The sequence below is a fragment of the Cupriavidus sp. SHE genome, from assembly GCF_000812445.1.
GTDB lineage: Bacteria > Pseudomonadota > Gammaproteobacteria > Burkholderiales > Burkholderiaceae > Cupriavidus > Cupriavidus metallidurans.
Genome location: NZ_JWMB01000023.1, coordinates 12915 through 37533, shown reverse-complemented (window position 1 = coordinate 37533; position 24619 = coordinate 12915). Strand labels below are relative to the sequence as shown.

Annotated in this window: 23 protein-coding genes; 17 read left to right on the top strand and 6 right to left on the bottom strand. The window is 64.2% G+C overall.

The window, feature by feature from the left end:
- The first annotated feature begins 17 nt into the window (after positions 1-17).
- On the top strand, positions 18-1163 hold the full coding sequence (locus tag RN01_RS13025) for an acyl-CoA dehydrogenase family protein (RefSeq protein ID WP_017512619.1): 1146 nt from the start codon (positions 18-20) through the stop codon (positions 1161-1163).
- A gap of 153 nt (positions 1164-1316) precedes the next feature.
- Here RN01_RS13025 and RN01_RS13020 read toward each other — a convergent pair whose 3' ends face one another.
- The 5 genes from RN01_RS13020 to flgA form a co-directional block, all read right to left on the bottom strand.
- Positions 1317-3560: an NADP-dependent isocitrate dehydrogenase gene (locus RN01_RS13020; protein WP_024570481.1), complete on the bottom strand. Its 2244-nt coding sequence runs from the start codon at positions 3558-3560 to the stop codon at positions 1317-1319.
- A 367-nt stretch (positions 3561-3927) separates the two neighbouring features.
- Positions 3928-4959, bottom strand: coding sequence for an FUSC family protein (locus RN01_RS13015; RefSeq protein WP_017510997.1), 1032 nt, complete (start codon positions 4957-4959; stop codon positions 3928-3930).
- 121 nt (positions 4960-5080) lie between these two features.
- Complete coding sequence (locus RN01_RS13010; protein WP_008641151.1) at positions 5081-5545, bottom strand: flagellar protein FlgN; 465 nt, start codon at positions 5543-5545, stop codon at positions 5081-5083.
- A 7-nt stretch (positions 5546-5552) separates the two neighbouring features.
- On the bottom strand, positions 5553-5873 hold the full coding sequence (gene flgM, locus RN01_RS13005) for a flagellar biosynthesis anti-sigma factor FlgM (RefSeq protein WP_017510998.1): 321 nt from the start codon (positions 5871-5873) through the stop codon (positions 5553-5555).
- A gap of 238 nt (positions 5874-6111) precedes the next feature.
- Positions 6112-6849 (bottom strand): flagellar basal body P-ring formation chaperone FlgA, encoded by a 738-nt coding sequence (flgA, locus tag RN01_RS13000; protein WP_024570480.1) that lies wholly within the window; start codon positions 6847-6849, stop codon positions 6112-6114.
- A 275-nt stretch (positions 6850-7124) separates the two neighbouring features.
- On the opposite strand from flgA, the gene flgB reads away from it, so the two are divergent.
- From flgB to flgL, 11 genes are all read left to right on the top strand, one after another.
- The gene (gene flgB, locus RN01_RS12995; RefSeq protein ID WP_024570479.1) at positions 7125-7532 is read left to right on the top strand and encodes a flagellar basal body rod protein FlgB; all 408 of its coding nucleotides are present in this window, start codon (positions 7125-7127) and stop codon (positions 7530-7532) included.
- Positions 7533-7543: 11 nt separating this feature from the next.
- Positions 7544-7951 (top strand): flagellar basal body rod protein FlgC, encoded by a 408-nt coding sequence (flgC, locus tag RN01_RS12990; protein ID WP_011518254.1) that lies wholly within the window; start codon positions 7544-7546, stop codon positions 7949-7951.
- A gap of 41 nt (positions 7952-7992) precedes the next feature.
- A complete protein-coding gene (locus RN01_RS12985; RefSeq protein WP_017511001.1) occupies positions 7993-8661 on the top strand; it encodes a flagellar hook assembly protein FlgD in 669 nt (222 codons plus the stop codon).
- Positions 8662-8734: 73 nt separating this feature from the next.
- Positions 8735-9982, top strand: coding sequence for a flagellar hook protein FlgE (flgE, locus tag RN01_RS12980; RefSeq protein ID WP_011518256.1), 1248 nt, complete (start codon positions 8735-8737; stop codon positions 9980-9982).
- Between the two features lie 26 nt (positions 9983-10008).
- Positions 10009-10752 carry a flagellar basal-body rod protein FlgF gene (gene flgF, locus RN01_RS12975; protein WP_011518257.1) on the top strand — a complete coding sequence of 248 codons (744 nt, stop codon included), beginning with the start codon at positions 10009-10011 and terminating at the stop codon, positions 10750-10752.
- Positions 10753-10800: 48 nt separating this feature from the next.
- The gene (flgG, locus tag RN01_RS12970) at positions 10801-11586 is read left to right on the top strand and encodes a flagellar basal-body rod protein FlgG (RefSeq protein WP_008641159.1); all 786 of its coding nucleotides are present in this window, start codon (positions 10801-10803) and stop codon (positions 11584-11586) included.
- A gap of 6 nt (positions 11587-11592) precedes the next feature.
- A complete protein-coding gene (gene flgH, locus RN01_RS12965; protein WP_011518258.1) occupies positions 11593-12306 on the top strand; it encodes a flagellar basal body L-ring protein FlgH in 714 nt (237 codons plus the stop codon).
- A 7-nt stretch (positions 12307-12313) separates the two neighbouring features.
- Complete coding sequence (locus RN01_RS12960) at positions 12314-13498, top strand: flagellar basal body P-ring protein FlgI (protein ID WP_024570478.1); 1185 nt, start codon at positions 12314-12316, stop codon at positions 13496-13498.
- Positions 13498-14520, top strand: coding sequence for a flagellar assembly peptidoglycan hydrolase FlgJ (flgJ, locus tag RN01_RS12955; RefSeq protein WP_017511003.1), 1023 nt, complete (start codon positions 13498-13500; stop codon positions 14518-14520). Before RN01_RS12960 ends, flgJ begins: the two co-directional genes overlap by 1 nt.
- Before the next feature lie 265 nt (positions 14521-14785).
- The gene (flgK, locus tag RN01_RS12950) at positions 14786-16681 is read left to right on the top strand and encodes a flagellar hook-associated protein FlgK (protein ID WP_017511004.1); all 1896 of its coding nucleotides are present in this window, start codon (positions 14786-14788) and stop codon (positions 16679-16681) included.
- A gap of 55 nt (positions 16682-16736) precedes the next feature.
- On the top strand, positions 16737-17975 hold the full coding sequence (gene flgL / locus RN01_RS12945) for a flagellar hook-associated protein FlgL (protein WP_011518262.1): 1239 nt from the start codon (positions 16737-16739) through the stop codon (positions 17973-17975).
- 797 nt (positions 17976-18772) lie between these two features.
- Here flgL and RN01_RS12940 read toward each other — a convergent pair.
- Positions 18773-19219 (bottom strand): hypothetical protein, encoded by a 447-nt coding sequence (locus RN01_RS12940; protein WP_017511005.1) that lies wholly within the window; start codon positions 19217-19219, stop codon positions 18773-18775.
- Positions 19220-19347: 128 nt separating this feature from the next.
- Between RN01_RS12940 and RN01_RS12935 the strand changes: the two genes are divergently transcribed.
- From RN01_RS12935 to RN01_RS12915, 5 genes are all read left to right on the top strand, one after another.
- The gene (locus RN01_RS12935) at positions 19348-19581 is read left to right on the top strand and encodes a helix-turn-helix domain-containing protein (protein WP_017511006.1); all 234 of its coding nucleotides are present in this window, start codon (positions 19348-19350) and stop codon (positions 19579-19581) included.
- A gap of 516 nt (positions 19582-20097) precedes the next feature.
- A complete protein-coding gene (locus RN01_RS12930; protein ID WP_017511007.1) occupies positions 20098-20406 on the top strand; it encodes a hypothetical protein in 309 nt (102 codons plus the stop codon).
- 9 nt (positions 20407-20415) lie between these two features.
- Positions 20416-20796, top strand: coding sequence for a hypothetical protein (locus tag RN01_RS12925; protein WP_017511008.1), 381 nt, complete (start codon positions 20416-20418; stop codon positions 20794-20796).
- 388 nt (positions 20797-21184) lie between these two features.
- Positions 21185-23149: a phage integrase family protein gene (locus tag RN01_RS12920; RefSeq protein ID WP_017511009.1), complete on the top strand. Its 1965-nt coding sequence runs from the start codon at positions 21185-21187 to the stop codon at positions 23147-23149.
- Between the two features lie 148 nt (positions 23150-23297).
- The gene (locus RN01_RS12915) at positions 23298-24614 is read left to right on the top strand and encodes a hypothetical protein (RefSeq protein ID WP_017511010.1); all 1317 of its coding nucleotides are present in this window, start codon (positions 23298-23300) and stop codon (positions 24612-24614) included.
- Positions 24615-24619 lie beyond the last annotated feature (5 nt).

Below are 24619 nucleotides of genomic sequence, written 5' to 3'. Positions count from 1 at the left end.
ACGAGTGTTCCATATCCATGCATTTCAAGCTGAATGATGCGCAGCAAATGCTGCAGGACAGCGCCCGCCGCTTCGTCGAGAAGGCATATGCATTCGAAGCCCGCACCGCGTTGATCCAGGCGGGCCAGACTGGCGGTACCCGTCACTGGCAGACCTTTGCCGAGAACGGCTGGCTGGCCGCCGCGCTGCCGGAGACTTGCGGCGGCCTGGGCGGTTCGGTGATCGACACCGCCCTGATCGCGCAGGAACTCGGGCGTGGCCTGGTGCTGGAGCCATTTCTGGGTAGCGGCGTGCTGGCCACGCAGACCCTGCTGGCCGCAGCCACGCCGAGCCAGAGAGAGGCACTGCTGCCACCATTGGCCGAAGGGGCGCGGCGCTACGCGCTTGCGTACAGCGAGGCCGATGCGCGTGGAATGCCGGAAATCGTTTCGACGTGCGCCGAGGCTGGCCCGGACGGCTACACGTTGCGTGGCACCAAGACGCTGGTGCTGGGCGGTGTGGATGCCGATGCCTTCATCGTGTCGGCGCGCCTTGCAGATAGTGGGGAGCCGTCCGCGATCACGCTCTTTCTCGTCGACGCCGGCACGCCGGGTCTGACGTGCCATGCGCTGCCACTACATGACGGCACATGGGCGGCGGAGCTGGAAATCGATGGCGCGCGCGTGCCGGCTTCGGCCATGCTCGGCGAGCCTGGCGAAGGCTTGCGTGCGCTGCGCCACGGGTTGGCGCACGCAACGGCGGCGCTGTGCGCGGAGCTCGTGGGCGGCATGGAGAAAGCCGTCGCGGTCACGGCGGATTACCTCAAGGTGCGCAAGCAGTTCGGCGTGCCCATCGGCAGCTTCCAGGCGCTGCAACACCGCATGTCCGACATGGCCGCGGAGATGGAGCTGGCGCGTTCGATGCTGTTCTCGCTGCTGGCAGCCATCGACCATGAGGACGAAGCCACGCTGTTGCACCGGGTTTCGCAGGCCAAGGCGTTTGTCGGCCGTGCTGCCCGGTACGTCTGCGGGCAGGCCATTCAGTTGCACGGCGGCATCGGCATGACCGATGAGTACGTGATCGGCCATTACTACAAGCGCGCCATTGTTGCGGATTTGATCTTCGGCTCGGCGGATCGGCACGAGGCAATCTGCGCCGAGGCCATTCAGGCGGCGATGGCGTGATCGCGAGGTGGGGACCGACGGCGCGTTAGCCCGCCCCTAAGTCGGCAGAGCATCAAAGAAAAAGCCCCGGAGCAGGAATGCTCCGGGGCTTTTTCTGTTTTCAACCACCACCGCCAGCCAGAACTACCGGGCCAGCGGCGAGGCGAGCGCGACTTAGGCCTTCACTGCCGCCAGCGCCGAGTTCAGCGTCTGGCTCGGGCGCATCACGGCTTCCAGCATGGCGGCGTCCGGCATGTAGTAGCCGCCGATGTCCACCGGCTTGCCCTGCACAGCGCCGAGTTCGCCGATGATGGTCGACTCGTTGTCCGTCAGCGTCTTGGCCAGCGGCGCGAAGATCTTCGCCAGCTCGGCGTCGCCCTTCTGCGCGGCCAGTTCCTGGGCCCAGTACATGGCCAGGTAGAACTGGCTGCCGCGGTTGTCGAGCTGGCCGGTCTTCGGCGACGGGCTCTTGGCGTTGTCCAGCAGCTTGCCGGTGGCGGCGTCCAGCGTCGTGGCCAGGATCTTGGCGCGTTCGTTGCCGGACTTGATGCCCAGCTCTTCCAGCGACACGGCCAGGGCCAGGAATTCACCCAGCGAGTCCCAACGCAGATGGTTCTCTTCCACCAGCTGTGCGACGTGCTTCGGTGCCGAACCGCCCGCGCCGGTTTCGTACATGCCGCCACCCGCCATCAGCGGCACGATCGACAGCATCTTGGCGCTGGTACCCAGTTCCATGATCGGGAACAGGTCGGTCAGGTAGTCACGCAGGATGTTGCCGGTCACCGAGATGGTGTCCAGGCCGCGGATCACGCGCTCCAGCGTGTAACGCATGGCGCGAACCTGCGACATGATCTGGATCTCCAGACCGTTGGTGTCGTAATCCTTCAGGTACGTTTCCACCTTCTTGATCAGCTCGGCCTCGTGCGGACGGTACGGGTCCAGCCAGAACACGGCAGGCATGCCCGAATTGCGGGCGCGCGTGACGGCCAGCTTCACCCAGTCGCGGATCGGAGCGTCCTTGACCTGGCACATGCGCCAGATGTCGCCTGCTTCAACCTGCTGCGTCAGGGCGGTCAGCACTTCGCCGGTGGCGTTGTCGACGATGCGGGCTTCGCCGTCTTCTGGGATCTCGAACGTCTTGTCGTGCGAACCGTACTCTTCGGCCTTCTGGGCCATCAGGCCGACGTTCGGCACCGTGCCCATCGTCACCGGATCAAACGCGCCGTTGGTCTTGCAGAAGTTGATGATTTCCTGATAGATGCGGGCGAACGTCGATTCCGGAATCAGGCACTTCGTGTCCTTCGTGCGGCCGTCCGCGCCCCACATCTTGCCGCCAATACGGATCATGGCCGGCATCGATGCGTCGACGATCACGTCGTTCGGCGCGTGCAGGTTCGAGATGCCCTTGGCCGAATCCACCATCGCCATTTCCGGGCGATGTTCGTGGCAGGCGTGCATGTCGCGGATGACTTCCTCGCGCTTCGATTCCGGCAGCGTTTCGATCTTGGTGTACAGGTCGACCAGGCCGTTGTTGACGTTCACGCCCAGTTCGTCGAACAGCTTCTGGTGCTTGGCGAACGCATCCTTGTAGAAGACCTTGACGGCGTGGCCGAACACGATCGGGTGCGACACCTTCATCATCGTCGCCTTCACGTGCAGGCTCAGCATGACGCCAGTCTTGCGCGCGTCTTCCATCTGGTCTTCATAGAAGTCCAGCAGGGCCTTCTTGCTCATGAACATGCTGTCGATGACTTCGCCGTCCAGCAGCGCGACCTTCGGCTTCAGCACGATGGTCTTGCCGCTCTTGGTCAGCAGTTCCATGCGGACTTCGCGTGCGCCGTCCAGCGTGATCGACTTTTCGCCATGGTAGAAGTCGCCGTGCTTCATGTGGGCGACGTGCGTGCGCGAGGCCATGCTCCACTCGCCCATGCTGTGCGGGTGCTTGCGGGCGTAGTTCTTGACGGCGGCAGGCGCGCGGCGGTCCGAGTTGCCTTCGCGCAGGACCGGGTTCACGGCGCTGCCCAGGCACTTCGAGTAGCGCTTCTGGATGGCCTTCTCTTCTTCGGTCTTCGGATCTTCGGGGAAGTCGGGGATCTTGTAGCCCTTCGACTGCAGTTCCTTGATCGCGCTGATGAGCTGGAACACCGAGGCGCTGATGTTCGGCAGCTTGATGATGTTGGTGTCCGGGTCTTGCGTGAGCTTGCCCAGTTCGGCCAGGTTGTCCGGCACACGCTGTGCTTCGGTCAGGAATTCGGGGAATTCGCCCAGGATACGGCCAGCGACCGAGATGTCGCTGGTCACGACGTTCACGCCGGCCGGGCCAGCGAACGTGCGGATGATGGGCAGGAAGGCACTGGTGGCCAGCAGCGGAGCTTCGTCGGTTAGGGTGTAAATGATGGTTGGCTGCTGGTTGCTCATCGCTTATCTCGCATCAGATTCGGGTTGGGAAATGCCTCTTCCGGGTCGCGGTTCGAGGCAAGACTCGAATTTTGCCTGATTTTGCATGGCGGAGGTGCAATCCTTCATGTGAAATTTACGCAATGTATGCAGCCGCATTCACCATCGGTCTGGCTATCACCCCGTCTTCATGCTGCCATTTGCGTTCAAAATCATCGATTTAGCCAATGACAGGAATCGATGAAAAACCATCATTCTTATATCTTATAGAAGAGTCCGACTGGCGGACTCGGGAATAACACCTCATCCGTGTGACTCAAAGTTCATTTTTACGATTTGGATGGGCGGCCAGACGCATTCACTGGAATCCACATCACGGGCCGGTCGCTCAGTGCGTGCCGTTGTACGGGAAGCGGCTCTGCCGGGCCATTTGTGCAAGGTGATCGCGCAGATGACCGATCTCGGCGGCCAGGTGCAGCGTCAGGAAGGTATGGGAGCTGTGGCCGATCGAGGGGTCATCCGGATGCGGTTCGGGCAGCGGCAGGTTCAGTTGCACCATGGATTCGTCGCCGGACTCGAGCGCGCTGGCCATTTCCAGCAGCAGATCGCGGATGTGGCGTTCCTCGTCCGTCGGCTCGGCCGCCACGGGGTCGATGGCCGCGAGCATTTCCAGCGCGCTGATGCAGACCCGCGCGCTGTGTTGTACCTCTTCGAGATCGGCCGTTGGCACGCCGGTTTCCTTGGCGACCGATGGGATCAGGCTGCGCAACTGCACCAGCGACGCCGAGAGTTTCATCATGTCCTGCTGCCGCTCTTTCTCGTCCCGCATCCCGCGCGCGATCTTCGCGTGCACGGCCGCGCAGCTCCGCAGCATGCCGGCCAGCTTAAAGCGCCAGGAGTAGGACGCATAGGCAGGCAGCGCGAACGAGAAGGCCAGCGCGATCACCGTGCCGATCAGCACATCGAGCGTGCGCCACAGGGCATCCTCGACATGCTGGTTGCCATGGCCTGCCGTGATGACGACGGTAATGGCCGCCAGCAGCGCGATGTAGCCGCCCTTGCCCACGGCGTGGTAAGCGCAGTAGCCGCAGATCACGGCCAGCAGCAGCCAGGTAAGTACGGGGATGTGGAAATAGGCTTCCTGCAGGATCAGAAGCAGCCCGAGGAATGCGCCGATCACCGTGCCGGCGCCGCGCTCGGCGGCGCGCCGGCGGATATTGCCGTGGTGCTGCAGGCCGCCGATGACGACCAGAACGGTGATGGTGGCCCACTCACCGTGCGGGATGTGAATGCCGGTGGTGAGCGCAATCGAGACCAGCAGGGCCAGCGCCACGCGCATGGCGTGAAAGATGCGGGCCTGACGGAATCGTCGGTCGGGGTCGAACAGCGCGCTGGTTGTCTTTCGCAGGGCCTCGAACATGGCGATCACCGAAAAGTGAACGCTTCGAGTGTATAGAGCGGAACCCGGGTTCCGCAATGTTTACATCCCGGCGCAGGAATACCTGGGTGCGGGGCCGCACCCGTCGCGGTCGAGGTGTGTGTCAGCCAGCGGCCAGACTGACGCCGCCTGCGGTGGCGCTTGCCTTGCCATTGCGGCCGTACATTTCGTTCGGGCCGGCACCGCCCTGGCGCAGTACCTGGATCGCTTCCTGCGTGAATTCCAGGTGCGCGTTGACGATGGCACCGTTGAGTTCGTTGGCGTCGCGGGCCTTGTGGGCAAAGAACACCACCTTGCGCCACGCTTCGGCCACGCCGGGTTCGAGCGGGCCGCCGATCAGCAGTCCGCCGGCGCCCACGCGCAGCTTCAGCGCGATCATCTGCGCCTCGCGCGCGGCGGTGGCGCGGGTCAGCGCCTGAGCCAGTTCCATCTTCTTGCCGAGCAGATCGGTCAATGCCTGGAAGTCCTGTCGCTTGATAGCCTCGCGTTCATCCGCAAGGGCGCGGCCAAAGGCCGCAATGGCGCCGGCTTCAATCGAAAGGGTCTGGATCAGGGCTGCCTGGGTCATGTGAAGTTCAGGGTTTGCTGCCGCCCTGGCTTAGCTCATGAAGCGATGCGAGCAGGCCGTCGGCAATCTTGCTGGGATCGATCTGGATCCGGCCCTCCGCAATCGCCTTGCGCACTTCCGCAACCTTGGCGACATCGATATCACTGTCGCTGTCCTGCAGCAGGCGCGTGCCGATTTCCCGAACCTGCGCGGCCAGCGGGCTGACACGCACGCCGGTCAGGGCGGTGGGATCCGACGACGCGGCGGCACCGCTGGCGGCCGGACGGGCGCCGCCTTCGGATGCCGACGGCTCGGCGGGCCGGGACGAGGGGGAATTGTTGATCTTCACGGTGAAATCCTTGCTGGGTTCCTCTGGCTTATCGGATGCGCCGCCGGAAACTTTAGGTATTTCCGGTGTGGTGCGGCGCGATCGCCTGACAGTTCCGCGGCATTTTCGCACGCCCGGCCCGTGCCGGTTGTGACGCTGCCATTTTCCTGTTGTGCCAAGGCCTCCAGCCCGTGTGACGACTAACTTCCGGTGACTTCAGGCCACGGCGAAAAGTGCCGAAGCCGCAATTTTCATCGACTTATTGCTGCAGCACGACCGTATCGCCGCTGCGAACCAGCCCGCTGACGACCTGGCCGTTGCGCAGCCGCACCTGGACCATGTTGCCGGTGGCGGCGTCGGTCAGCACCTTGCCTTCGCTGCTGAGCTGGAACGAATCGCCTTCCACGGTCACGTTGACGGTCTGGCCCGATTTCACCGCAATCGGCTTCCGGACCAGGTCGGTGCGCATCGGCGAACCGGCCGCGATGCGATTGGCGGAGACGGCGCCGTCCACCTGCGACGGGTCGGTCACCACGGCGCGCGGCAGCATGGCCAGATCGCCCTGACGGACCTCGAGATCGGCGGCGGTAATGGTTTCTCCCGGGCCCATCGCGCGCGCGGCCACATAGTAGTCAGTGAGCACCGACACGCGCGCCTGCATGTAGCGGGTCCACGGCCGGTCGCCACCGCAGCGCAATCCCACGTTGACGCGGCCATAAGGCGCCGCGCCGGGCGGCAGGAACGGTTGCGGATCGACGCACTCCGGCGCGCGGCCGCCCGAGGGCGTTCCCACCTGGACGCTGACCTTGCCGGGCAGGCCGATGGCCTGGCGCAGCAGGAACTGCTCCACGGCCACGCGGGCCGGGTCATCGACAAACGGTGTGGATGGGGTTTGTGCCGTCACAGGCGTGGCAACGGCGGGCGCGGCCAGCACTGGCTGGCTCATGGCAATGCCGGCCAGCGCCAACAGCGCGGCGGCCTGGCGATAGAGATTCATGGCGTTCATCCCAGCAAGGATGTAAGTGTGGCGCGCCGCCCGTGCGCGATGCGCCGTTGTCATTCAGTGGGGCTCATTGTAGGCAGCGTGTCGCGAGAGACCGCAGCGGAAATGCGCGGGTTTCCCGTCCCTATTCCAGCGATTGGCGTGACAACCCGGCCCCTAAGATGGCAACCCTGAAGAAGCCCGACTGCGGTGCCGGACACGTATACCTGGCGGCGCGACGGCGTTCTCCCCGTAATGCAGCCATTTGAAGCCACGCAGGAAAGGCAGACATCATGGACAAACTTGACGCAGCGTTCCGCTTCCAGCAGGACGCCCTGAGCCTGAGGACACAGCGGCAATCGGTGATTGCCTCGAACATCGCGCACGCCGACACGCCGGGCTACAAGGCCCGCGACTTCGACTTCGCCAGCACGCTGGCCCAGTCGGTGGAACGCGGCCAGCGCAGCGAGGGCACGTCGTTGTCCACCACGTCCGTGCGTCACCTGCCGGGGCAGGCGCCCACGTCCACCGGCCATGAACTCGACTACCGCATTCCGCTGCAGTCGAGCATCGACGGCAACACGGTTGAAATGGATACCGAGCGCGTGGCGTTTGCCGACAACACCGTCCACTACGAAGCGGGCCTCACGGTGATGAGTTCCAAGATCAAGACGATGCTGGCCGCGATCCAGAGCTGACGGAGACTGCCGTGGGAACGATGAGCATTTTCGATGTGGCGGGCTCGGCGATGGCCGCGCAGTCGCAACGCATGAACGTGACGGCTTCGAACCTGGCCAACGCGGACAGCGCGGTGGCCCCGAACGGGCAGCCGTATCGCGCCAAGCAGGTGATCTTCGAGATGGCGCCCACGCCCGGCCAGAGCGATGTTGGCGGCGTGCAGGTGGCTGGGGTGATGGAAGACACCGCGCCGGCACGCATGGTGCACAACCCGAGCCATCCGCTCGCGGACGCCAACGGCTACGTGACGATGCCCAATGTGAATCCGGTGGAAGAGATGGTCAACATGATCTCCGCATCGCGTTCGTACCAGGCCAACGTCGAGGTGCTCAACACCGCCAAGAACATGATGCTGAAGACACTGACCATCGGTCAGTGAAGCCCAACCTTCCGAATCTCCAGGACTAGCCGGAACCCACCATGACCACCACTTCCAACGTTGGCAGCAGCACTACTTCGGCCGTGAACCAGGCGCTGCAGAACGGCAGCGCCAGCGCCGCCGATCTGCAGAACCAGTTCCTGACGATGCTGGTGACGCAGATGAACAACCAGGACCCGCTCAATCCGCTGGACAACTCGCAGCTCACCTCGCAGCTCGCGCAGATCAGCACCGTCAGCGGCCTGCAGACGATGAACACCACGATGACTCAGCTGCTGCAGCAGACCGCTGCCAGCCGTGCGATGGACTCCGCCAACCTGATCGGCAAGACCGTGATGGTGCCGGGCTCTGCCGTGAGCGTGTCCGGCGGCGTGCCGGGCCAGATTGGCGTGGACATTCCTTCGACCGCAGACAGCGTGACCGTGCAGGTGCTCGACGCCAGCGGCAACGTGGTGCGCACGATCGACATGAAGGGCCAGACCGCTGGCGTGAAGGATGTCGCCTGGGACGGCAAGAACGACCAGGGCAACGCCGTCGCGGATGGCGACTACAGCTTCAAGGTGGCCGCGACAGCCAACGGCAAGGACGTGAAGCCGGTGTCGCTGGTCTACGGCAAGGTGCAAGCGATCAGCGGCGACAGTTCGGGCGTGCTGGTCGACCTCGGCAACGGCCAGACTGCCAGCGTCGACGACGTACGCCGTATTTCCTGAACGCATCTACATATCACCCGGTCCGGCATACGCGCGGGCATTTCACGAACGACAGCCTACATAGGGGTTAATCATGGGTTTTGGTCAAGGGGTAAGCGGCCTGAACGCCGCGGCGTCCAACCTGGACGTGATCGGCAACAACATCGCCAACGCGAACACGGTTGGCTTCAAGCAATCGACCGCGCAGTTCGCGGATGTCTACGCAGGTTCGAAGATCGGCCTGGGCACGCGCGTGAATTCGGTGGTGCAGTCGTTCACCAACGGCAATATCTCGTCGACCGGACGCAACCTCGACGTGGCCATCAGTAACGGCAACGGCTTCTTCCGTCTGGCCAGCACGGACGGCGGGGTGTACTACTCGCGCAATGGCCAGTTCCAGCGTCTGGACGATGGCCGCCTGGTCAATGCGTCGGGCCTGCAGGTCACCGGTTACCCGGCTGGCACCACGGCCGGCGGTGTGGCGCCGCAGCCGATCGTGATCAGCAATGCGCAGATGCCGCCGCAGGCCACCACGAACATCAAGGCTCAGTTCCAGCTCGATTCGCGCAGCACGGTACCGACCAACGCGTTCGTCAGCACGCCGGGCGCCACGCCGCCCGTGCTGCCGAACTCGACCATGTTCAACTACAGCACGGCGATGACGGTGTATGACTCGCTGGGCAACAAGCAGCAGCTCACCGCGTACTTCGGCAAGAGCATCCCGGCGACGACCCCGGCACCGCCCAACGCATTCGGCGGCACGGACTGGGACATGAACGTGACCGACGCGTCCGGCAACGTGCTGCAGACGGTCAAGCTGTCGTTCGATGCGAACGGCATGCTCAAGGCGCCGAGCGCCACCACGATGCCGACGGTCACGCTGCCGGCCGCCAATGGCGCCGCCGCGATGACGGCTACGCTGGATCTGTCGGGCACCACCCAGTTCGGCGCGGACAACGACCCGAAGAGCATCGTGCAGAACGGCTTCACGTCGGGCTCGCTGCTGGGCTTCTCGGTGCAGTCAGACGGCACGATTCTCGGTTCGTTCTCGAACGAGCAGACGAAGTCGCTGGGCCAGATCGCCATGGCCGCGTTCGGCAATGCCGAAGGCCTGAAGCCGGAAGGCAACAACGTGTGGTCCGCCACCGGCGCCTCGGGCCAGGAACTGCTCGGCGTGGCCGGCGGTTCGATGGGCACGCTGCAGTCGGGCTCGGTGGAAGAGTCGAACGTGGACCTGTCCGGCCAGCTTGTGAACCTGATCGTCGCCCAGCGCAACTACCAGGCCAACGCGCAGACCATCAAGGCGCAGGACACGGTCATGCAGACGTTGGTGAACCTCTGATCTCAGCCTGAACTTCAAGCAGCGTCATGGACCGCATGATCTACACCGCCCTGTCGGGCGCCAAGCAGATACTCGACCAGCAGGCCGCGGTATCGAACAACCTGGCCAATGCTTCCACAACGGCCTTCAAGGCGCAGGTCAACATGTACCGCGCCGTGCCGGTGGTGGGGCAGGAGACGCAGACACGCGCCTTCACGTTGGCCTCGACGCCAGGCGCCGACATGAAAGCCGGTCCGCTCAGCTATACGGGCCGCAACCTGGACGTGGCGCTGCAGGGCAACGGCTGGCTGGCGGTGCAGATGCCGGACGGCTCCGAGGCATACACCCGAGCGGGATCGCTGCAGGTGTCGCCGGACGGGCAGCTCCAGACCTCGCTGGGCCTGCCGGTCATGGGCGACGGCGGTCCGATCGGGATTCCGCCCGGTTCCACGGTGTCGATCGGTACCGACGGAACCGTGACCGCGCGTGGCCCGGGCGAGGCCGCGAACGGCCTGGCCCAGGTAGGAAAGCTGCGCGTCGTCACGCCGCCGCCCGAAGGGCTGGCGCGCGGTGACGACGGCTATTTCCGCCTGCGTCCGGGCGTGGACCCGCTTCAGCAGGACCCCAACGTTCGCGTGATCTCCGGCGCGCTGGAAGGCAGCAATGTCAACCCGGTCGAGTCCATGGTGGAAATGATCGCCAACGCGCGTCGCTTCGAAATGCAGATGAAGATGATCACGGGCGCCGACAGCAACGATCAGCGGGCCAACGCGCTGCTCTCCAACAATTGAAGCGCGCGGGCTTGAAGCCGGCGCGGATAAGCTAAGACAAGGAACACCATGATCCGCTCTCTCTGGATTGCCAAGACCGGTCTTGATGCGCAGCAGACGCAGATGGACGTGATCTCGAACAACCTGGCCAACGTGTCCACCACGGGCTTCAAGCGCAGCCGCGCCGTGTTCGAGGAAATGATGTACCAGACGATCCGCCAACCGGGCGCGATGTCGTCGGACCAGACGGTGCTGCCGTCCGGCATGCAGATCGGTACCGGTGTGCGTCCCGTGGCAACCGAGCGTATCCACACGCAAGGCAACCCGCAGCAAACGGGCAACGCCAAGGACGTGGCCATCATCGGCAACGGCTTCTTCCAGGTGACGATGCCAGACGGCACCACCTCCTATACGCGCGACGGTTCGTTCCAGGTGGACCAGAACGGTCAGCTGGTCACGTCGAGCGGCTTCGTGATCAATCCGGCCATCACGCTGCCGGCCAACTACACCTCGGTGAACATCGCGCGTGACGGCACGGTGACCGTGATGCAGCCGGGCTCGACCAACGCAGCCACGGTGGGCCAGCTTCAACTCGCCACTTTCCCGAACCCGACCGGGCTGGAAAGCATGGGCGAGAACCTGTACGTGCAGACCGATGCCTCGGGCGCGCCGAATACCACGGTGCCGGGCCTGAACGGCGCAGGCACGCTGCAGAACAACTACGTCGAAGCGTCGAACGTGAACGTGGTGGAAGAACTGGTGAGCATGATCCAGACCCAGCGCGCGTACGAAATCAACAGCAAGGCGGTGCAGACGTCGGATCAGATGCTGCAGCGTCTGACCCAGATGGGATAAATGGCAATGACCATGGCCGCCACTCGCTCTGGCTCTCGCATCGTCGCATTCGTCGCACACGCCATCGTCGGCCTGGCCGCGCTGGCCAGCGGCGGCTGCGCGATGATGCCCAAGGAGCCGCTCGTGCAACTGCCCACCACAGCGCGCGCCGAATCGCGCCCGGTGAGCGCGCCCACGGGCTCGATCTTTGCGTCTTCCTACGCGGCGGGCAATCCGCTGTTCGAGGACCGGCGGCCACGTAATGTTGGTGACATCCTGACCATCGTGATCACGGAGAACATCAACGCCAGCAAGAACTCGGGCTCCAACGCCAGCCGCGCCGGCAACAGCACGCTGAGCTTCAACGCGGTGCCGCGCGCGCTGGCTGGGCTGTTCAGCTCCGCTTCGAACGCCGACATCGGCGGTACCAACACGCTGAAGGCCAGCGGCGGGTCCTCCGCGAACAACACGTTCAACGGCACCATCACGGTGACCGTGCTGGAGGTGCTGCCCAACGGCAACCTGGTGGTGTCCGGCGAAAAGCAGATGGCCATCAACCAGGGCGCGGAGTTCATTCGTTTCTCGGGCGTGGTCAATCCGCGCACGATCACTGGCGACAATGGGGTGCTCTCCACCCAGGTGGCGGACGCGCGTATCGAGTACACCGCCAAGGGGTATATCGACGAAGCACAGAACATGGGCTGGCTGCAGCGCTTCTTCCTCAATGTCCTTCCGTTCTGATTCCGCCATGTTTTTGCCTCCGATGCCTTTCCACAAGCCAGGCTCGCTTTTGGGCACCCCGCCCGGCCTTCATTCCCGCTCAGGTCGTGCGGTCTTTCTTGCTGGCTTGCTGCTCGCGCTCTTCCTGGGCCTGGGCTTTGGCCACGCACATGCGGAACGCCTGAAGAACCTGGCGACGTTCCAGGGCGTGCGCGACAACCCGCTGGTGGGCTATGGCCTGGTCGTGGGGCTGGACAACACCGGCGACCAGACCATGCAGACGCCGTTCACCACGCAGAGCTTGCAGAACATGTTGTCGCAGCTTGGCATCACGCTGCCAGCGGGCAAGAACATGCAGCTCAAGAACGTGGCGGCGGTGATGGTGACCGCAGCGCTGCCGGCGTTCGCACAGCCTGGCAGTCAGCTCGACGTGGTGGTGTCGTCGATGGGTAACGCCAAGAGCCTGCGTGGCGGCACGTTGCTGATGACGCCGCTCAAGGGTATCGACGGGCAGGTGTACGCCGTGGCGCAGGGCAACATGCTGGTGGGCGGCGCGGGTGCGTCGGCCAACGGCAGCAAGGTGCAGATCAATCAGCTCGCCGTGGGCCGCATCGCCAACGGCGCCATCGTAGAGCGCGCCGTGCCTTCCTTCCAGCCGGAAGGCGGCTTCATGAACCTCGAGCTCAAGGACACCGACTTCGGCACCGTCGAGCGCGTGGTCGAGGCGATCAACCGCAATCTGGGCGCGGGAACTGCCGCCGCCATGGATGGCCGCGTGGTGCAGGTGCGCACGCCGCAGGCGCCCTCGGCGCGCGTGGGATTCATGGCCCGGATCGAGAACCTCGACGTGACGCCGGCCAAGGCCGCCGCCAAGGTCATCCTGAATGCCCGCACCGGCTCGATCGTGATGAACCAGGCCGTGACCGTGGAAGACTGCGCGATCGCGCACGGCAACCTGTCGGTCGTGATCAATACGCAGCCGGTCATCAGCCAGCCGGGGCCGTTCAGCCAGGGGCAGACCGTGGTGGCGCCGGTGTCGCAGATCGACTTGAAGCAGGGCGGTGGATCACTCCAGATCGTGAAGGCCGGCGCATCGCTGGCGGCAGTGGTGAAGGGCCTGAACGCGCTTGGCGCGACCCCGGCCGACTTGCAGACGATCCTGGAGGCCATGCGTGCCGCGGGCGCCCTGCGCGCCGAGCTGGAGATCATCTGATGACGGGCGCGACGCTCTCCGGGCAGTCCGATATCTCGCAGCGCTTCGCGCTCGACACGCAAGGGTTCGAGGCGCTCAAGAACCAGGCGCGCGCCGGCAACAACAGCGGTTCGCTGCAGGCCGCCGCCAGGCAGTTCGAAGCCGTGTTCACGAACATGGTGCTGAAGAGCATGCGTGACGCGACGCCGTCTGACGGCCTCTTCGACAACGAGCAGACCAAGCTCTACATGTCGATGATGGACCAGCAGCTGTCGCAACAGCTCTCCACACGTGGTATCGGCCTGGCCGATGTCATGATCCGGCAGCTTGCGCGCGCCACGGGCCAGCAACTGCCGCCGAACATGGCTACGGCTGGCGGGGTCACCGCGGCAAGCATCCAGGATGCCCAGATGGCCGGGCTGCTTGACGGCCGTGGCGCGACCGATGCCGATGGCCCGGCATTGCCGGTGGGCACGACGTTGCCCGGCCCGGCGTGGAACCCGACCGCCGGCGTGCGCCAGTACCAGAATCAGGCCGACTGGCAGGGCAATGGCCAGTCCCAACTGGGACAACTGCCCAACGACACACCCGAACACATCAGCAGCTTCGTCAACCGCATGGCGGGCCCGGCCATGGTCGCGTCGCGCGCATCGGGCGTGCCGGCCAAGCTGATCGTTGGCCAGGCCGCGCTCGAATCGGGCTGGGGACGTCGCGAGATCCTTAATGCGGATGGCTCGACGTCGTTCAACGTCTTCGGTATCAAGGCCGGTGCGAACTGGAAGGGCCCGACGACGGAGATACTGACCACCGAATACGTCGATGGCCAGCCGCAGAAGGTGCGTGCCCGCTTCCGAGCCTATGGCTCGTACGAAGAGGCTTGCAATGACTATGCGCGGCTGCTGACCTCCAACCCGCGTTACGCGGGCGTGGTGGCGGCAAACAGCGCCGACGAGGCCGCCCACGGCTTGCAGCGCGCGGGCTATGCCACCGATCCGGCCTACGGCGAGAAGCTCGTCCGGATCATGAAGAAGGTTTCAACCTGAAGCATTGCGATAGCGGGTTGGTCCCCTATGCCGCGTTGTGGGCGAGGGGAGAAAACAATCGGTGAACCTGCATGGCGCGGCGCTTGTCAGTCGCGCTATTGGCGTTTGTGGAAGCAATTCTTCACGAGAGTACGCGCTCACAACTACCCCGCATCTTCACGATTCACAGCGCTAAAGTTGAGCGACGTTCCGGCCGTTATTCAGCACATCCACCGCCGTCGGCCGTGTGCCGCCGGCTTGCCATTCGATCCGGAGTCAGACAAACATGTCTCTGTTTAATATCGGTCTGTCGGGCCTGAACGTGGCGCAGAACGCGCTGACGACCACTGGCCACAACTTCAGCAATGCCGCGACTCCGGGCTACACGCGCCAGAGCACGATCATCGCGTCGGCCGGCGGCCAGTTCACGGGCTCCGGATTCTTCGGCCAGGGCTCCAGCACTGTTACCGTGCAGCGCGTCTACGACGGTTTCCTGACCGGCCAGCTTCGCACGGCCACATCGGCCAGCAGCGAGCTGTCCACGTTCTCGAGCCAGATATCCCAGATCGACAACCTGCTGGCTGACCAGAACGCGGGCCTGGCCCCGCTGATGCAGAAGTTCTTTGCCGCCGTGCAGACGGTATCGGACACGCCGGGCGACACCGCGGCGCGGCAAGGCATGTTGTCCGCCGCCCAGGCACTGAGCGGCCAGGTCAAGGCGTCGAGCGACTACTTCAAGCAGCTTCAGGACGGCATCAACACGCAGCTCACGTCGTCGGTGCGTCAGGTTAACGACTACACCAAGCAGATCGCCAGCCTGAACAAGCAGATCTCGCAACTGACCGCCGCATCGGGCGGACAGCCTCCCAACGACCTGCTGGACCAGCGCGACCAGGCCGTGTCCGAGCTGACCAAGCTGGTGGGCGCGAAGGTCGTGGTGCAGGATGGCAATACGTATAACGTCTTCGTCGGTAACGGCCAGCCGCTGGTGATGGGCTCCGAATCGTACGATATGACCGCAGTGCCGTCGGCCGCGGACCCGAGCCGCATCACGATCGGCTACACGCTGCCCAACGGCAACACGGTGCAGTCGGAAGATGGTTCGGTGACAGGTGGCTCGATTGGCGGGCTGCTGCGCTTCCGTAGCCAGTCGCTCGACCAGGCGCAGAACGCCATCGGCCGCCTGTCGCTGGCGATTGGCCAGGTGTTCAACAACCAGCACAAGCTCGGTATCGACCTGAACGGCGCAACGGGCACCGATCTCTTCTCGCTGGGCCAGCCGACGACGTACGCGAACGCGAACAATAAGTCGAACGCGGTCGCCACGGCCACGATCACCAACGCCGGCAGCCTGACTACCAGCGACTACTCGTTGAAGTTCGACGGCACGAACTACTCGCTGACGCGTCTGTCGGACAACACCGTCGTGGCGACGTCGACCTCGTTGAGCGGCATTTCCGCGGACGGCATTTCCGTCAGTCTCAACGGACCGATGAGCGCCAACGATTCGTTCCTGATCCAGCCGACACGCAATGCCGCGGCAGGCTTCGGCACGCTGATCACGGACCCGGCCAAGGTGGCCGCCGCTTCGCCGGCACGCGCCGACGCCAGCACGCAGAACACCGGATCCGGCACGGCCAAGCTCAGCGGCGTGGCGCAGGGCTTCACGCAACTGTCGGGCAAGATCACGGCGACCTACACGGGCGCCGGCTACACGTTCACCGATGCCCTGGGTAACGTAGTGACCCCGACCAGCACTGCCGCCAGCGGTACCGGCACCGACTACACCTTCAGTGGGCTGACCTTCCATTTCGACGGCACGCCGAAGGCGGGCGACACGTTCACGCTGTCGAGCAACTCCGGCGCGACGGCTGACAACGGCAACGCCCTGGCGCTGGCCAAGCTGCAGACCGCCAAGACGATCAACGGCACGTCCAGCTTCAACGACGCCTATGCGTCGCTGGTCAACCAGGTGGGCAGCGATGCCAAGTCGGCAAGCATTGCCTCGGAGTCGCAGGACAGCATCACCACGCAGGTTACGTCGGCGCAGCAGTCGGTGTCCGGCGTGAACATGGACGAGGAAACGGTGAACCTGCTCAAGTTCCAGCAGCTTTATCAGGCGAATGCGAAGGTCATCCAGACGGCCAGCACGATCATCGACACGCTCCTCAGCATCGGCTGACCGGGCCACGTTCTCCACTGACAGTTAGTTCAAACGGATACGAAGGAATCACGCCATGCGCGTCGCTACCTCCACCCTGTACCAGCAAGGCCTGGCCTCGATGAACAACCAGCAGTCCAAGCTGCTGTATGTGCAACAGCAACTTGGCACCGGCCGCCGCATCCTGACACCGTCTGATGACCCCGTGGCTGCCACGCGCGCACTGGGTGTCGCCCAGGCCCAGTCCGTGAACGGGCAGTACGCCACGACCCGCAAGCAGGCGAATGCATCGCTGGGCCTGGAGGAGAACACGCTCCAGTCGGTCACGACCACGATCCAGAATATCCAGTCGCTGCTGGTGAACGCCGGTAACGGCACGATGAGTGACACCGACCGCGCGTCGCTGGCCACGGCATTGCAGGGGCAGTACGATCAGCTTATGGGCCTGGCCAACGCCGACGACGGCAACGGCAACTACCTGTTCGCGGGCTTGCAGGCCAACACGGTACCGTTTGCGAAGAACGCCGCCGGCGCGGCTGTGTACCAGGGCGACAACAGCCATCAGCTGCTGCAGGTTGACGTCGCGCGCCAGATGGAATCGGGCAACACCGGCGCCGAGGTCTTCATGAGCGTGACGACCAACGCCGGCTACGTGCTCAATGGCAATGCCGGCAACGCCGGTACCGCCACGTATGGGCCGATCTCCGTTTCGGATCCGACCAACCCGCTCTATGGCACGCCGCTGAAGCTGACCTTCCAGCCCAATGCCACGACCGGGGCAATGGAGTACCAGGTGTCGAACGCCACCACGGGCACCGCGATTGGCACGGCGCAGCCCTACTCTGATGGCACGCCCATCAACGTGGGCGGCGTATCGTTCACGGTCAAGGGCACGCCGGCCGCTGGCGATTCGCTAACGGCCGTGCCCGCGCAACAGGCCGGCGCGGACATCTTCGCGAACCTGCAGAACGTCATCAGCGCGCTGAAGAAGCCGATCGACACCGGCGCGAACACGGATGCCGCCAACGCCAACCTGCAGAACGTGCTGGCTACCGGCATTCGCCAGATGGGCAACTCGCTCGACAACGTGCTGACGGTCCGGTCGTCGGTGGGCTCGCGCATGCAGGAACTCGACGCGCTGGACACGATCGGCCAGAACCGCGACCTGAACAGCAAGTCCGCGCTGTCCGACCTGCAGGACCTGAACTACGCGTCGGCCATCACCGAGTACTACCAGCGCCAGACTGCACTCCAGGGCGCCCAGCAATCGTTCATGCAGATCCAGGGGATGAACCTGTTTCAGTATTTGAGGTGATTCGGGCTCCGCTCGCCATGAGCGGTGTATCGCGACAATAAGGTTGGTACGTCGCGACATTGAGGTCGGTACGGAGGGTGTTCAATCGCCCGCCACGCCTTGCTGGAGGCGGCCGTACCGACCTTCTCCATTTTTTGTCGCCGATTATTTGTCACGCACAACGACAAAAATGCCAATAATTTCACACATCATTGTTGGCAATGATTGGTGCATTCGAGTACCGACATCACCAATTCATTATGTTCGCACCTTGTTAAAGGAACGTAAAATGTGTCCATCTGTGCTCTTTTTGATATCACCGGGCGCTGATATTACTGAGATTGCTACGGATTGCGCCTGAGCGTTCACACGTTGGGTTCCAACGAGGTCCTTTTAGTCAGGCAAACTAGTCCCACAGGCGGTTCGGCCCTCAAAGCTGATGATCGGTACGCAGCATCCCAAACGATCGCGATCTAGCTTGTCCATGCGTAGGCTGTCCCTCTCACGGAACTCTTGCTTCCAGCGGCGCTTAACCATCGCTAGAAAGGACAGAAGAGTTCATCATCGAGCCAGCTTGACCAGTCCCAAACGAACATGCAGTCGCCGCGACCCTCTAGGGAAAATATGGGTACCTGTTCACGCCTTATGATGTCCCTAAGCTCATCTTGCCAAGGTTGAGGTACCGAAGACAGTGGCACATAGGCCGGGCGGCCACCCGAATTGATGACTGGTACGCAGTGTCTCAATTGACGGCGATCTAGCTTGTCCATGCGTAGGCAGTCCCACTCATTGAACTTACGCCGGCGCGGCGCGACAGGCTATTGGGCCTTCCCGGTAGCAAACAAATACTCGCCCACCGTTCCGTCGCGACAGAGCAAGCCGGTGTCCTCCGGAAACAGATAGTGCTCCAGACCCTCAAAGTCTTCGTAGCAAACGACTTCTCGACCGTCTGCCAAGTAAACCCTGAGGGCGGCAACGTGCTCGAGGTGCGGCGACTCTCCTTCCATGGGCTCGGGGAAATGGAGTATCGAAAGTGTGTTCCCTTCGCGGCAGTACGCAGGGTCTTCAAGCACAACAAACAAATCAGAAACGCCGGAAATCAAAAGAGCCTGTATGACAGAATCGTGCTTGGGACCGATTCGCAGCTTCAAGAGAAAGCACGGCAGGCGGCCACACAGCGCAGCATAGCGAAAGGGAATGAACGGGTACGCCATCGTGCGCAGGGCCGGCGTTCGATCAGTCCAAGTGGAATCTAGCAGTAGCATATCTTTCTGGTACGTGGACTGTTGTGAGCGCTTGTTGCTCTAAGCCATTGGTGAGTGTGCATTCTACCGGAATCTGCGAACATTATCCCGTTTTGGGATATTTCTAATTAGATGATGGCATCGCGGGGATGAAAACCATCCACGACGATCGTTATCAAGCGATAGTTCGCAAACTCATTGAACTCCGGAAATCTACAGGGACCACCCAGCAGTCCATGGCGGATGCACTAGGTCGACCGCAATCATTCGTCTCAAAGGTCGAGTCACTGGAGCGTCGACTAGATGTCGTCGAACTCCACGACTGGCTGCAGGCGTTAGGCGTCGACGCCGGGTCGTTTTTGCGTGAGTTCACTTGGTGGTGAATCGGCCGTTGTCTTACTCCGCTACCGTCATCATGGATTCGGAGTCCTGTACGCGGTCAAGTCGGGAGGCGTGATGACGTGGAGCGATGTCGGTCCGCTCGCTTCGTGAGCAAGCAGCTGATGGTGGGACACGCAGAGTTCTTGTAGGGTGTTTTGAAGTCGTTGACCGGTAGCTCCGCTGCAGAAGACGTGCCAACTTGCGCCCAGCGGCAAGAGAGCGCCGATAAAGTCGCTTATATGCTCTCGCCCCACGTGCAACCATCCCTGACCGTTGACTATTGAGCTGAAACGAAGCAGCGCATCGAAAGTTTGGACTTCGGACAGCTCCGAGAGATCTAGCATTGGGCGTGACCAGCCTGACGACATGCACGGATTCACTGCAGGATAATTCCCGGTATCGGCGCACTTGCGGCGTCCGACGAGATTTCATGATCGGCCGTCGCCGTGAGTGTGGTCTATCGCCATCGTCGGGAGGGGCCTAGCGTGGCTGCCGCGAACAAATAGGAGAGATCACAGATGTCCGTACTTGAAGGGGCTAAACGTTGGGTGTCTGCAAATCGTAGCGCCTTCATGGCTATCTCTGCCGTTATGGCCTTGACGCTTATTTCGCTCCAACTCGCCGCGTTCTTTCCCGGTAGTCAAGACGGCCAGACCGTCGCCGCCTGGTTTCAGGCTGTGGGCTCGGTCGCCACCATACTGGGTGCAAGCTACTTCGCCATGCGTCAAGTGAACGAAAGCAGACGACTGGCGGGGCAACTGGAAGGCGATCGGCTCAAGCGACGCTGGTCGTCCGTCAAGGCGATCGCGGACGCCCTCTACCAGTAGTGTCTGGACGTGTCTGTCGAGTTCGAGGGCGAAAGTCCAGATTTTAGATTTGTGGCCTTTGCCCAGAGTTACGATGCGGATCGATTCAGCCGGGCGCTTCACCGTATTGATGAGGTACCGCTTTTCGAGCTGGATTCGGACGCATTGGTCACAGCACTCACCGGATTCAAGGAGGAGGCCGATCGACTCCGCTTCTATGTCAACTGGGGCATGAAAGAAATGAAAGCGGAGAAGAGGTGTCTGACGTCTGATCCGGATGTGCCTGAGGGTTTCGTAAAGGAAGCAGGTGGACTCCAAATGCTGGCGGTGACGGAGTACTACCTTGCGGTTCAAGCGGTCACCGGCGGCACAGTGCTGAGCGAACCCAGGCGCTTTGAACCTTATTGCTAACGTAGGCAGCGTCGTTCCCTGTACCCGATGGCTATCGGGTTCGTCAGCACCGTCAGCACCAAGATGCGGTGACTTAAACGGCGACGGGAGGCTGCGCCGACGTCAGCTCTCACGAAGAGAATCTCGCGTACCGTACAGCGCGACGTGAGGCCATCGGCGACGAAATAAATGCAACAACCTACAGTTCGCGCAGGGTTGCTGCGCTCAAAAACTCTGCCGCAAAAACTCTCAAATCACCTCTAACGGGTTGGGGTGCAACGCGGCCCCCAAAATGCGCGGGTCCACTGCAGGATAACTCTGCTTATCTGCTATCGTAAATTGGCCGACACTTGCGGCCTGCGTGCTTTATCCCGCCCGTGCCGTGCGCTCTCCGACGCCTGGAGTTGCCATGGCCGCGTCTGTGCCCCCTGACTCGCCTGCGCCCGCACCGCCGCGTGGTCCCTACAGCGTGCTGCGCCCGCGCCTGCACCGCGGCCACTTCGCCTTCCTGCGTGCGGTGGCGCAGGGCCTGTCGCCGCGTGCCATGTGGGCGCGCTATTTGGGCGACGCGGGCGCCTTCGACGACGGCCCGCGCGTACACCGCATGGCAGCCTGGGTGCGTGCCGAACTGGGCGCGGCGGCGGCGCGCGGCGGCGACTTCGCCCGGGCCCGGCTGCTGCGCCTGGAGCTCGCACCGCCGCCATCGCCGGATGCTCCCCCCACCCTGGCCGCCTTCGTGGCCGCGCAGGGGCTCGACGGTTTTGGCGAGGCCGAGCAGCTGGCGGCGTGGGCGGCGGCCTATTCGCCCTCCGCACCCCCCGGGGGCACGATGCGCTCGCGCGAGCGGCGGCGCCTGCATCTGCTGCAGCGCCAGCTTGACGCCATCCACGCGCTCGAGGCGCAAGTCGCCCAGCCGGTGTCGCCCGCCGATGGCTGCGAGGCGTGGCTGGTCGACGCCGTGGCCGCCCGGCTGCACCGGGCGCGCCTCGCGACCCTGGGGGACCTGGTGCATTGCCTGCGGACCCGGGGACCCGGCTGGTGGCGTCCGCTGCGCGGCATCGGCGCGCGCAAGGCCCGGGCGATCACCGCGTTCCTGCGCGCGCACGCGGACACGTTAGGCGAGGTACCGGACCCCGACCCCGTGGCCGATGGCGCCGCGCCGCCGCTGGCGGAGCACGCGTGCAGTCCATTCGTGCCGCTCGAGCGGTTCACGCCGCCCGTGACCCTCGACGGGCGCGCCGGGGCCTACCGCTGTCCGCGCGCGCAGTGCCGGCTGGCGGCCGATAACGACCGGGACGCGGTGCTGGCGTGGCTCGCCAGCAAGGGCGACGGCCAGAGCGGTTCGCTCACCTGCACGCAACGGGCGTACCGCAAGGAGGCCGAGCGATTCCTGCTGTGGGCGGTGCTCGCGCGGCGCTGCGCGCTGTCGTCCGTGACGATCGAGGACGCCGTGGCCTATCGGGCCTTCCTGCTCGCACCGCCGCCCGACTGGTGCAGCACGCATGCCCAGCCCCGCTGGAGCGCGCGGTGGCGGCCGCTGGCCGGACCGCTCTCGCCCGCCTCGTGTGCCTATGCGCTCGCCGTGCTCGGCAACCTGTATGCGTTCCTGGTCGACCAGGGGTATCTGAGTGGCAACCCGTGGCGCGCGGTGCGGGCGCCACGCGCGGTGCGTCCGCACCTGGATCCGGGGCGCAGCTTCGCCACGGACCAGTGGGTGTTTGTGCGGGGAGAGCTGGCGGCCTTGCCGGCCTCCTCGGTCAATCAGCGGCTGCAGTTCGCCCTGCCGTTCCTGTACGAGACGGGCCTGCGGTTGTCGGAACTGGTTGCGGCGACCACGGATGACCTGCACTGCGAGCGGAGCGCGGATGCCGGTGACGCGTGGTGGCTGAGCGTGATCGGCAAGGGCGGGCGCCTGCGCGAGGTGCCCGTGGCGGCCTGCCGGATCGCCCAGCTCCGCGCCTATCTGCGCGCCCGCGGCCTGCCCGACGACCCCCAGCAAGCAGCAGGGGCCGCGCTGCTGGGGGCGGCGACCGACCGGGCGGAGCGCACGCCCTGGGCGCGCCTGGGGGCCTTCGATCCGGCCGCGCCGATCGCCGCCAGCACGTTTCATCGCCAGATCAAGCGGTTCTTCGCCCAGTGTGCCGCGCATCTTGCACCCACCGATGCCGCCGCGGCCGCCCGCCTGCAACGCGCCAGTACGCACTGGATGCGGCATACCCATGTGAGCCATGCCCTGGCAGGGGGCGTCCCGATCGAAGTGGTGCAGCAGAACGTGGGCCACGCGTCGCTGGCCACCACATCGCGCTACGTGCGCGCGGAAGCCGTTCGGCGACACGGGGCGATGCGGCGCTGGTGGGCCAGTGCGCCCCACTAGCGGGAGCTACGCCGCCGGTAGCGATGCGCTACAGCCGCCTTACCCGCCTGTGTGGTGGTGCCATTCGGGCCTCGCGCCGTGGCTGCACTAAGCTGGAGCGAGGATCTTCCCAGACCGTGCCGGCGCTTTTGACTGGCAGAGGAGGGCCATGAACACGCGCGGGCGCATCGACGTGGCGATACCCGCCGCGCCGCTGCCGCCATCCCGGCTCTTCACCGATCTCACGCCGCGCAGCTTTTTGCTGGATCGCTTGCCGACTCCGGGCCAGCCGCGCAAGACGCTTGCGGCACGCCTGATCGACGCGGCGCAGGTCGAGCCGCCCGAGGCCGTCAGCGCCTGCCTGCCGCCATGGGTGCGGCAGCGCTATGCCCTGGGCCGCGTGTTTGTGCCCACGGCGGCCGAGCAGGAGGTGGCCGAGCGCATGCTGACCATGATCTGGCTTGCCACGGCGGCTTACGGCGAATCGCTGGCGGAGATCAACCGGACCTATCTGCGTGCGGTGGGCTGGGACGGCTGGGGCCACCGGGAGCTGGCGCGCAGCAACGCCACGCATGCCATCCCCCAGTCGCTCCTCGTCAGCGCGCCCTGCACCATGCAGGTGGCGAAGCTGTTGCGGGCCATGCAGGCCATGATTGGTCCCTTTTTCGAACACAAGCATGTGTTCGAACGACTGGCCGACGGCACCATCCACGAGACGGATGCCAGTATCGAGCAGATTGGGCTGCTGCCGGTGCGTATGCCAGAGCGGCCGTACCCGGCCGATCTTTACCTGAACATCTGCGACGCGATTGACGACCTCGAAGACACGCAACTCTATCGCAGCGAGCGCTTTACCAACCTGCGCGCGCAGGAAGGCCACCTGCGCCAGGTGTTGGCCGGCTTGCATGTCGGCCTGCTGGCGGTCTATGGCGTCGACAGCCAGCATCTGTCGACTGGCCTGACGGCAGTGTGGGGGTTGCTGGAGAAGATTCGCGACTGGGGCGTCCCCGTCGCCGTGTTCGTCACGTCGGCCATTTTGCACAGCCCGCTCACGGCTGCGTACTGCCATCTTTTCCCGGAGCCGTGCTACGAGATTCCCAGGCTCGGTCCCGCCGACGCCCGCGCGACCATCGCGCAGGCTTGGTCCGCCCTGGGGCTGGCCGGCGAAGTGCCGGGCGAGATGCTCGACGTGGCCCGCCAGTGCTTTGGCCAGCGGGACTGGATCGAGGCGGCGCTCACCGAGTACCTGAGCCTCCTGCATCATGAGTCGCGAGCGGCCGCCGATCGGGCATTGCACGACTTGCACCTCGTGAACTGTCGGGGCGCGGCGGCCGTTCCCTTCGCCTGCTGGACCCACTTCACCGCGACCCATGAACGGCCCCTGCAGTCCTTGCAGGCGCGCGAGTTGCGGGACTGGTTTCCGGTGGCGATGACCAAGGATCCCGAGTTGGCCTTCGTATTGCCGAAGCGCAAGAAGGGGCGATAGTGCAG

Coding starts and splice junctions, on each gene's coding strand:
- RN01_RS13025 (WP_017512619.1), top strand. CDS start 18: ATGCATTTCAAGCTGAATGATGCGCAGCAAATGCTGCAGGACAGCGCC.
- RN01_RS13020 (WP_024570481.1), bottom strand. CDS start 3,560: ATGAGCAACCAGCAGCCAACCATCATTTACACCCTAACCGACGAAGCT.
- RN01_RS13015 (WP_017510997.1), bottom strand. CDS start 4,959: ATGTTCGAGGCCCTGCGAAAGACAACCAGCGCGCTGTTCGACCCCGAC.
- RN01_RS13010 (WP_008641151.1), bottom strand. CDS start 5,545: ATGACCCAGGCAGCCCTGATCCAGACCCTTTCGATTGAAGCCGGCGCC.
- flgA (WP_024570480.1), bottom strand. CDS start 6,849: ATGAATCTCTATCGCCAGGCCGCCGCGCTGTTGGCGCTGGCCGGCATT.
- RN01_RS12985 (WP_017511001.1), top strand. CDS start 7,993: ATGACCACCACTTCCAACGTTGGCAGCAGCACTACTTCGGCCGTGAAC.
- flgE (WP_011518256.1), top strand. CDS start 8,735: ATGGGTTTTGGTCAAGGGGTAAGCGGCCTGAACGCCGCGGCGTCCAAC.
- flgF (WP_011518257.1), top strand. CDS start 10,009: ATGGACCGCATGATCTACACCGCCCTGTCGGGCGCCAAGCAGATACTC.
- flgG (WP_008641159.1), top strand. CDS start 10,801: ATGATCCGCTCTCTCTGGATTGCCAAGACCGGTCTTGATGCGCAGCAG.
- flgH (WP_011518258.1), top strand. CDS start 11,593: ATGACCATGGCCGCCACTCGCTCTGGCTCTCGCATCGTCGCATTCGTC.
- RN01_RS12960 (WP_024570478.1), top strand. CDS start 12,314: ATGTTTTTGCCTCCGATGCCTTTCCACAAGCCAGGCTCGCTTTTGGGC.
- flgJ (WP_017511003.1), top strand. CDS start 13,498: ATGACGGGCGCGACGCTCTCCGGGCAGTCCGATATCTCGCAGCGCTTC.
- flgK (WP_017511004.1), top strand. CDS start 14,786: ATGTCTCTGTTTAATATCGGTCTGTCGGGCCTGAACGTGGCGCAGAAC.
- flgL (WP_011518262.1), top strand. CDS start 16,737: ATGCGCGTCGCTACCTCCACCCTGTACCAGCAAGGCCTGGCCTCGATG.
- RN01_RS12940 (WP_017511005.1), bottom strand. CDS start 19,219: ATGCTACTGCTAGATTCCACTTGGACTGATCGAACGCCGGCCCTGCGC.
- RN01_RS12935 (WP_017511006.1), top strand. CDS start 19,348: ATGAAAACCATCCACGACGATCGTTATCAAGCGATAGTTCGCAAACTC.
- RN01_RS12930 (WP_017511007.1), top strand. CDS start 20,098: ATGTCCGTACTTGAAGGGGCTAAACGTTGGGTGTCTGCAAATCGTAGC.
- RN01_RS12920 (WP_017511009.1), top strand. CDS start 21,185: ATGGCCGCGTCTGTGCCCCCTGACTCGCCTGCGCCCGCACCGCCGCGT.
- RN01_RS12915 (WP_017511010.1), top strand. CDS start 23,298: ATGAACACGCGCGGGCGCATCGACGTGGCGATACCCGCCGCGCCGCTG.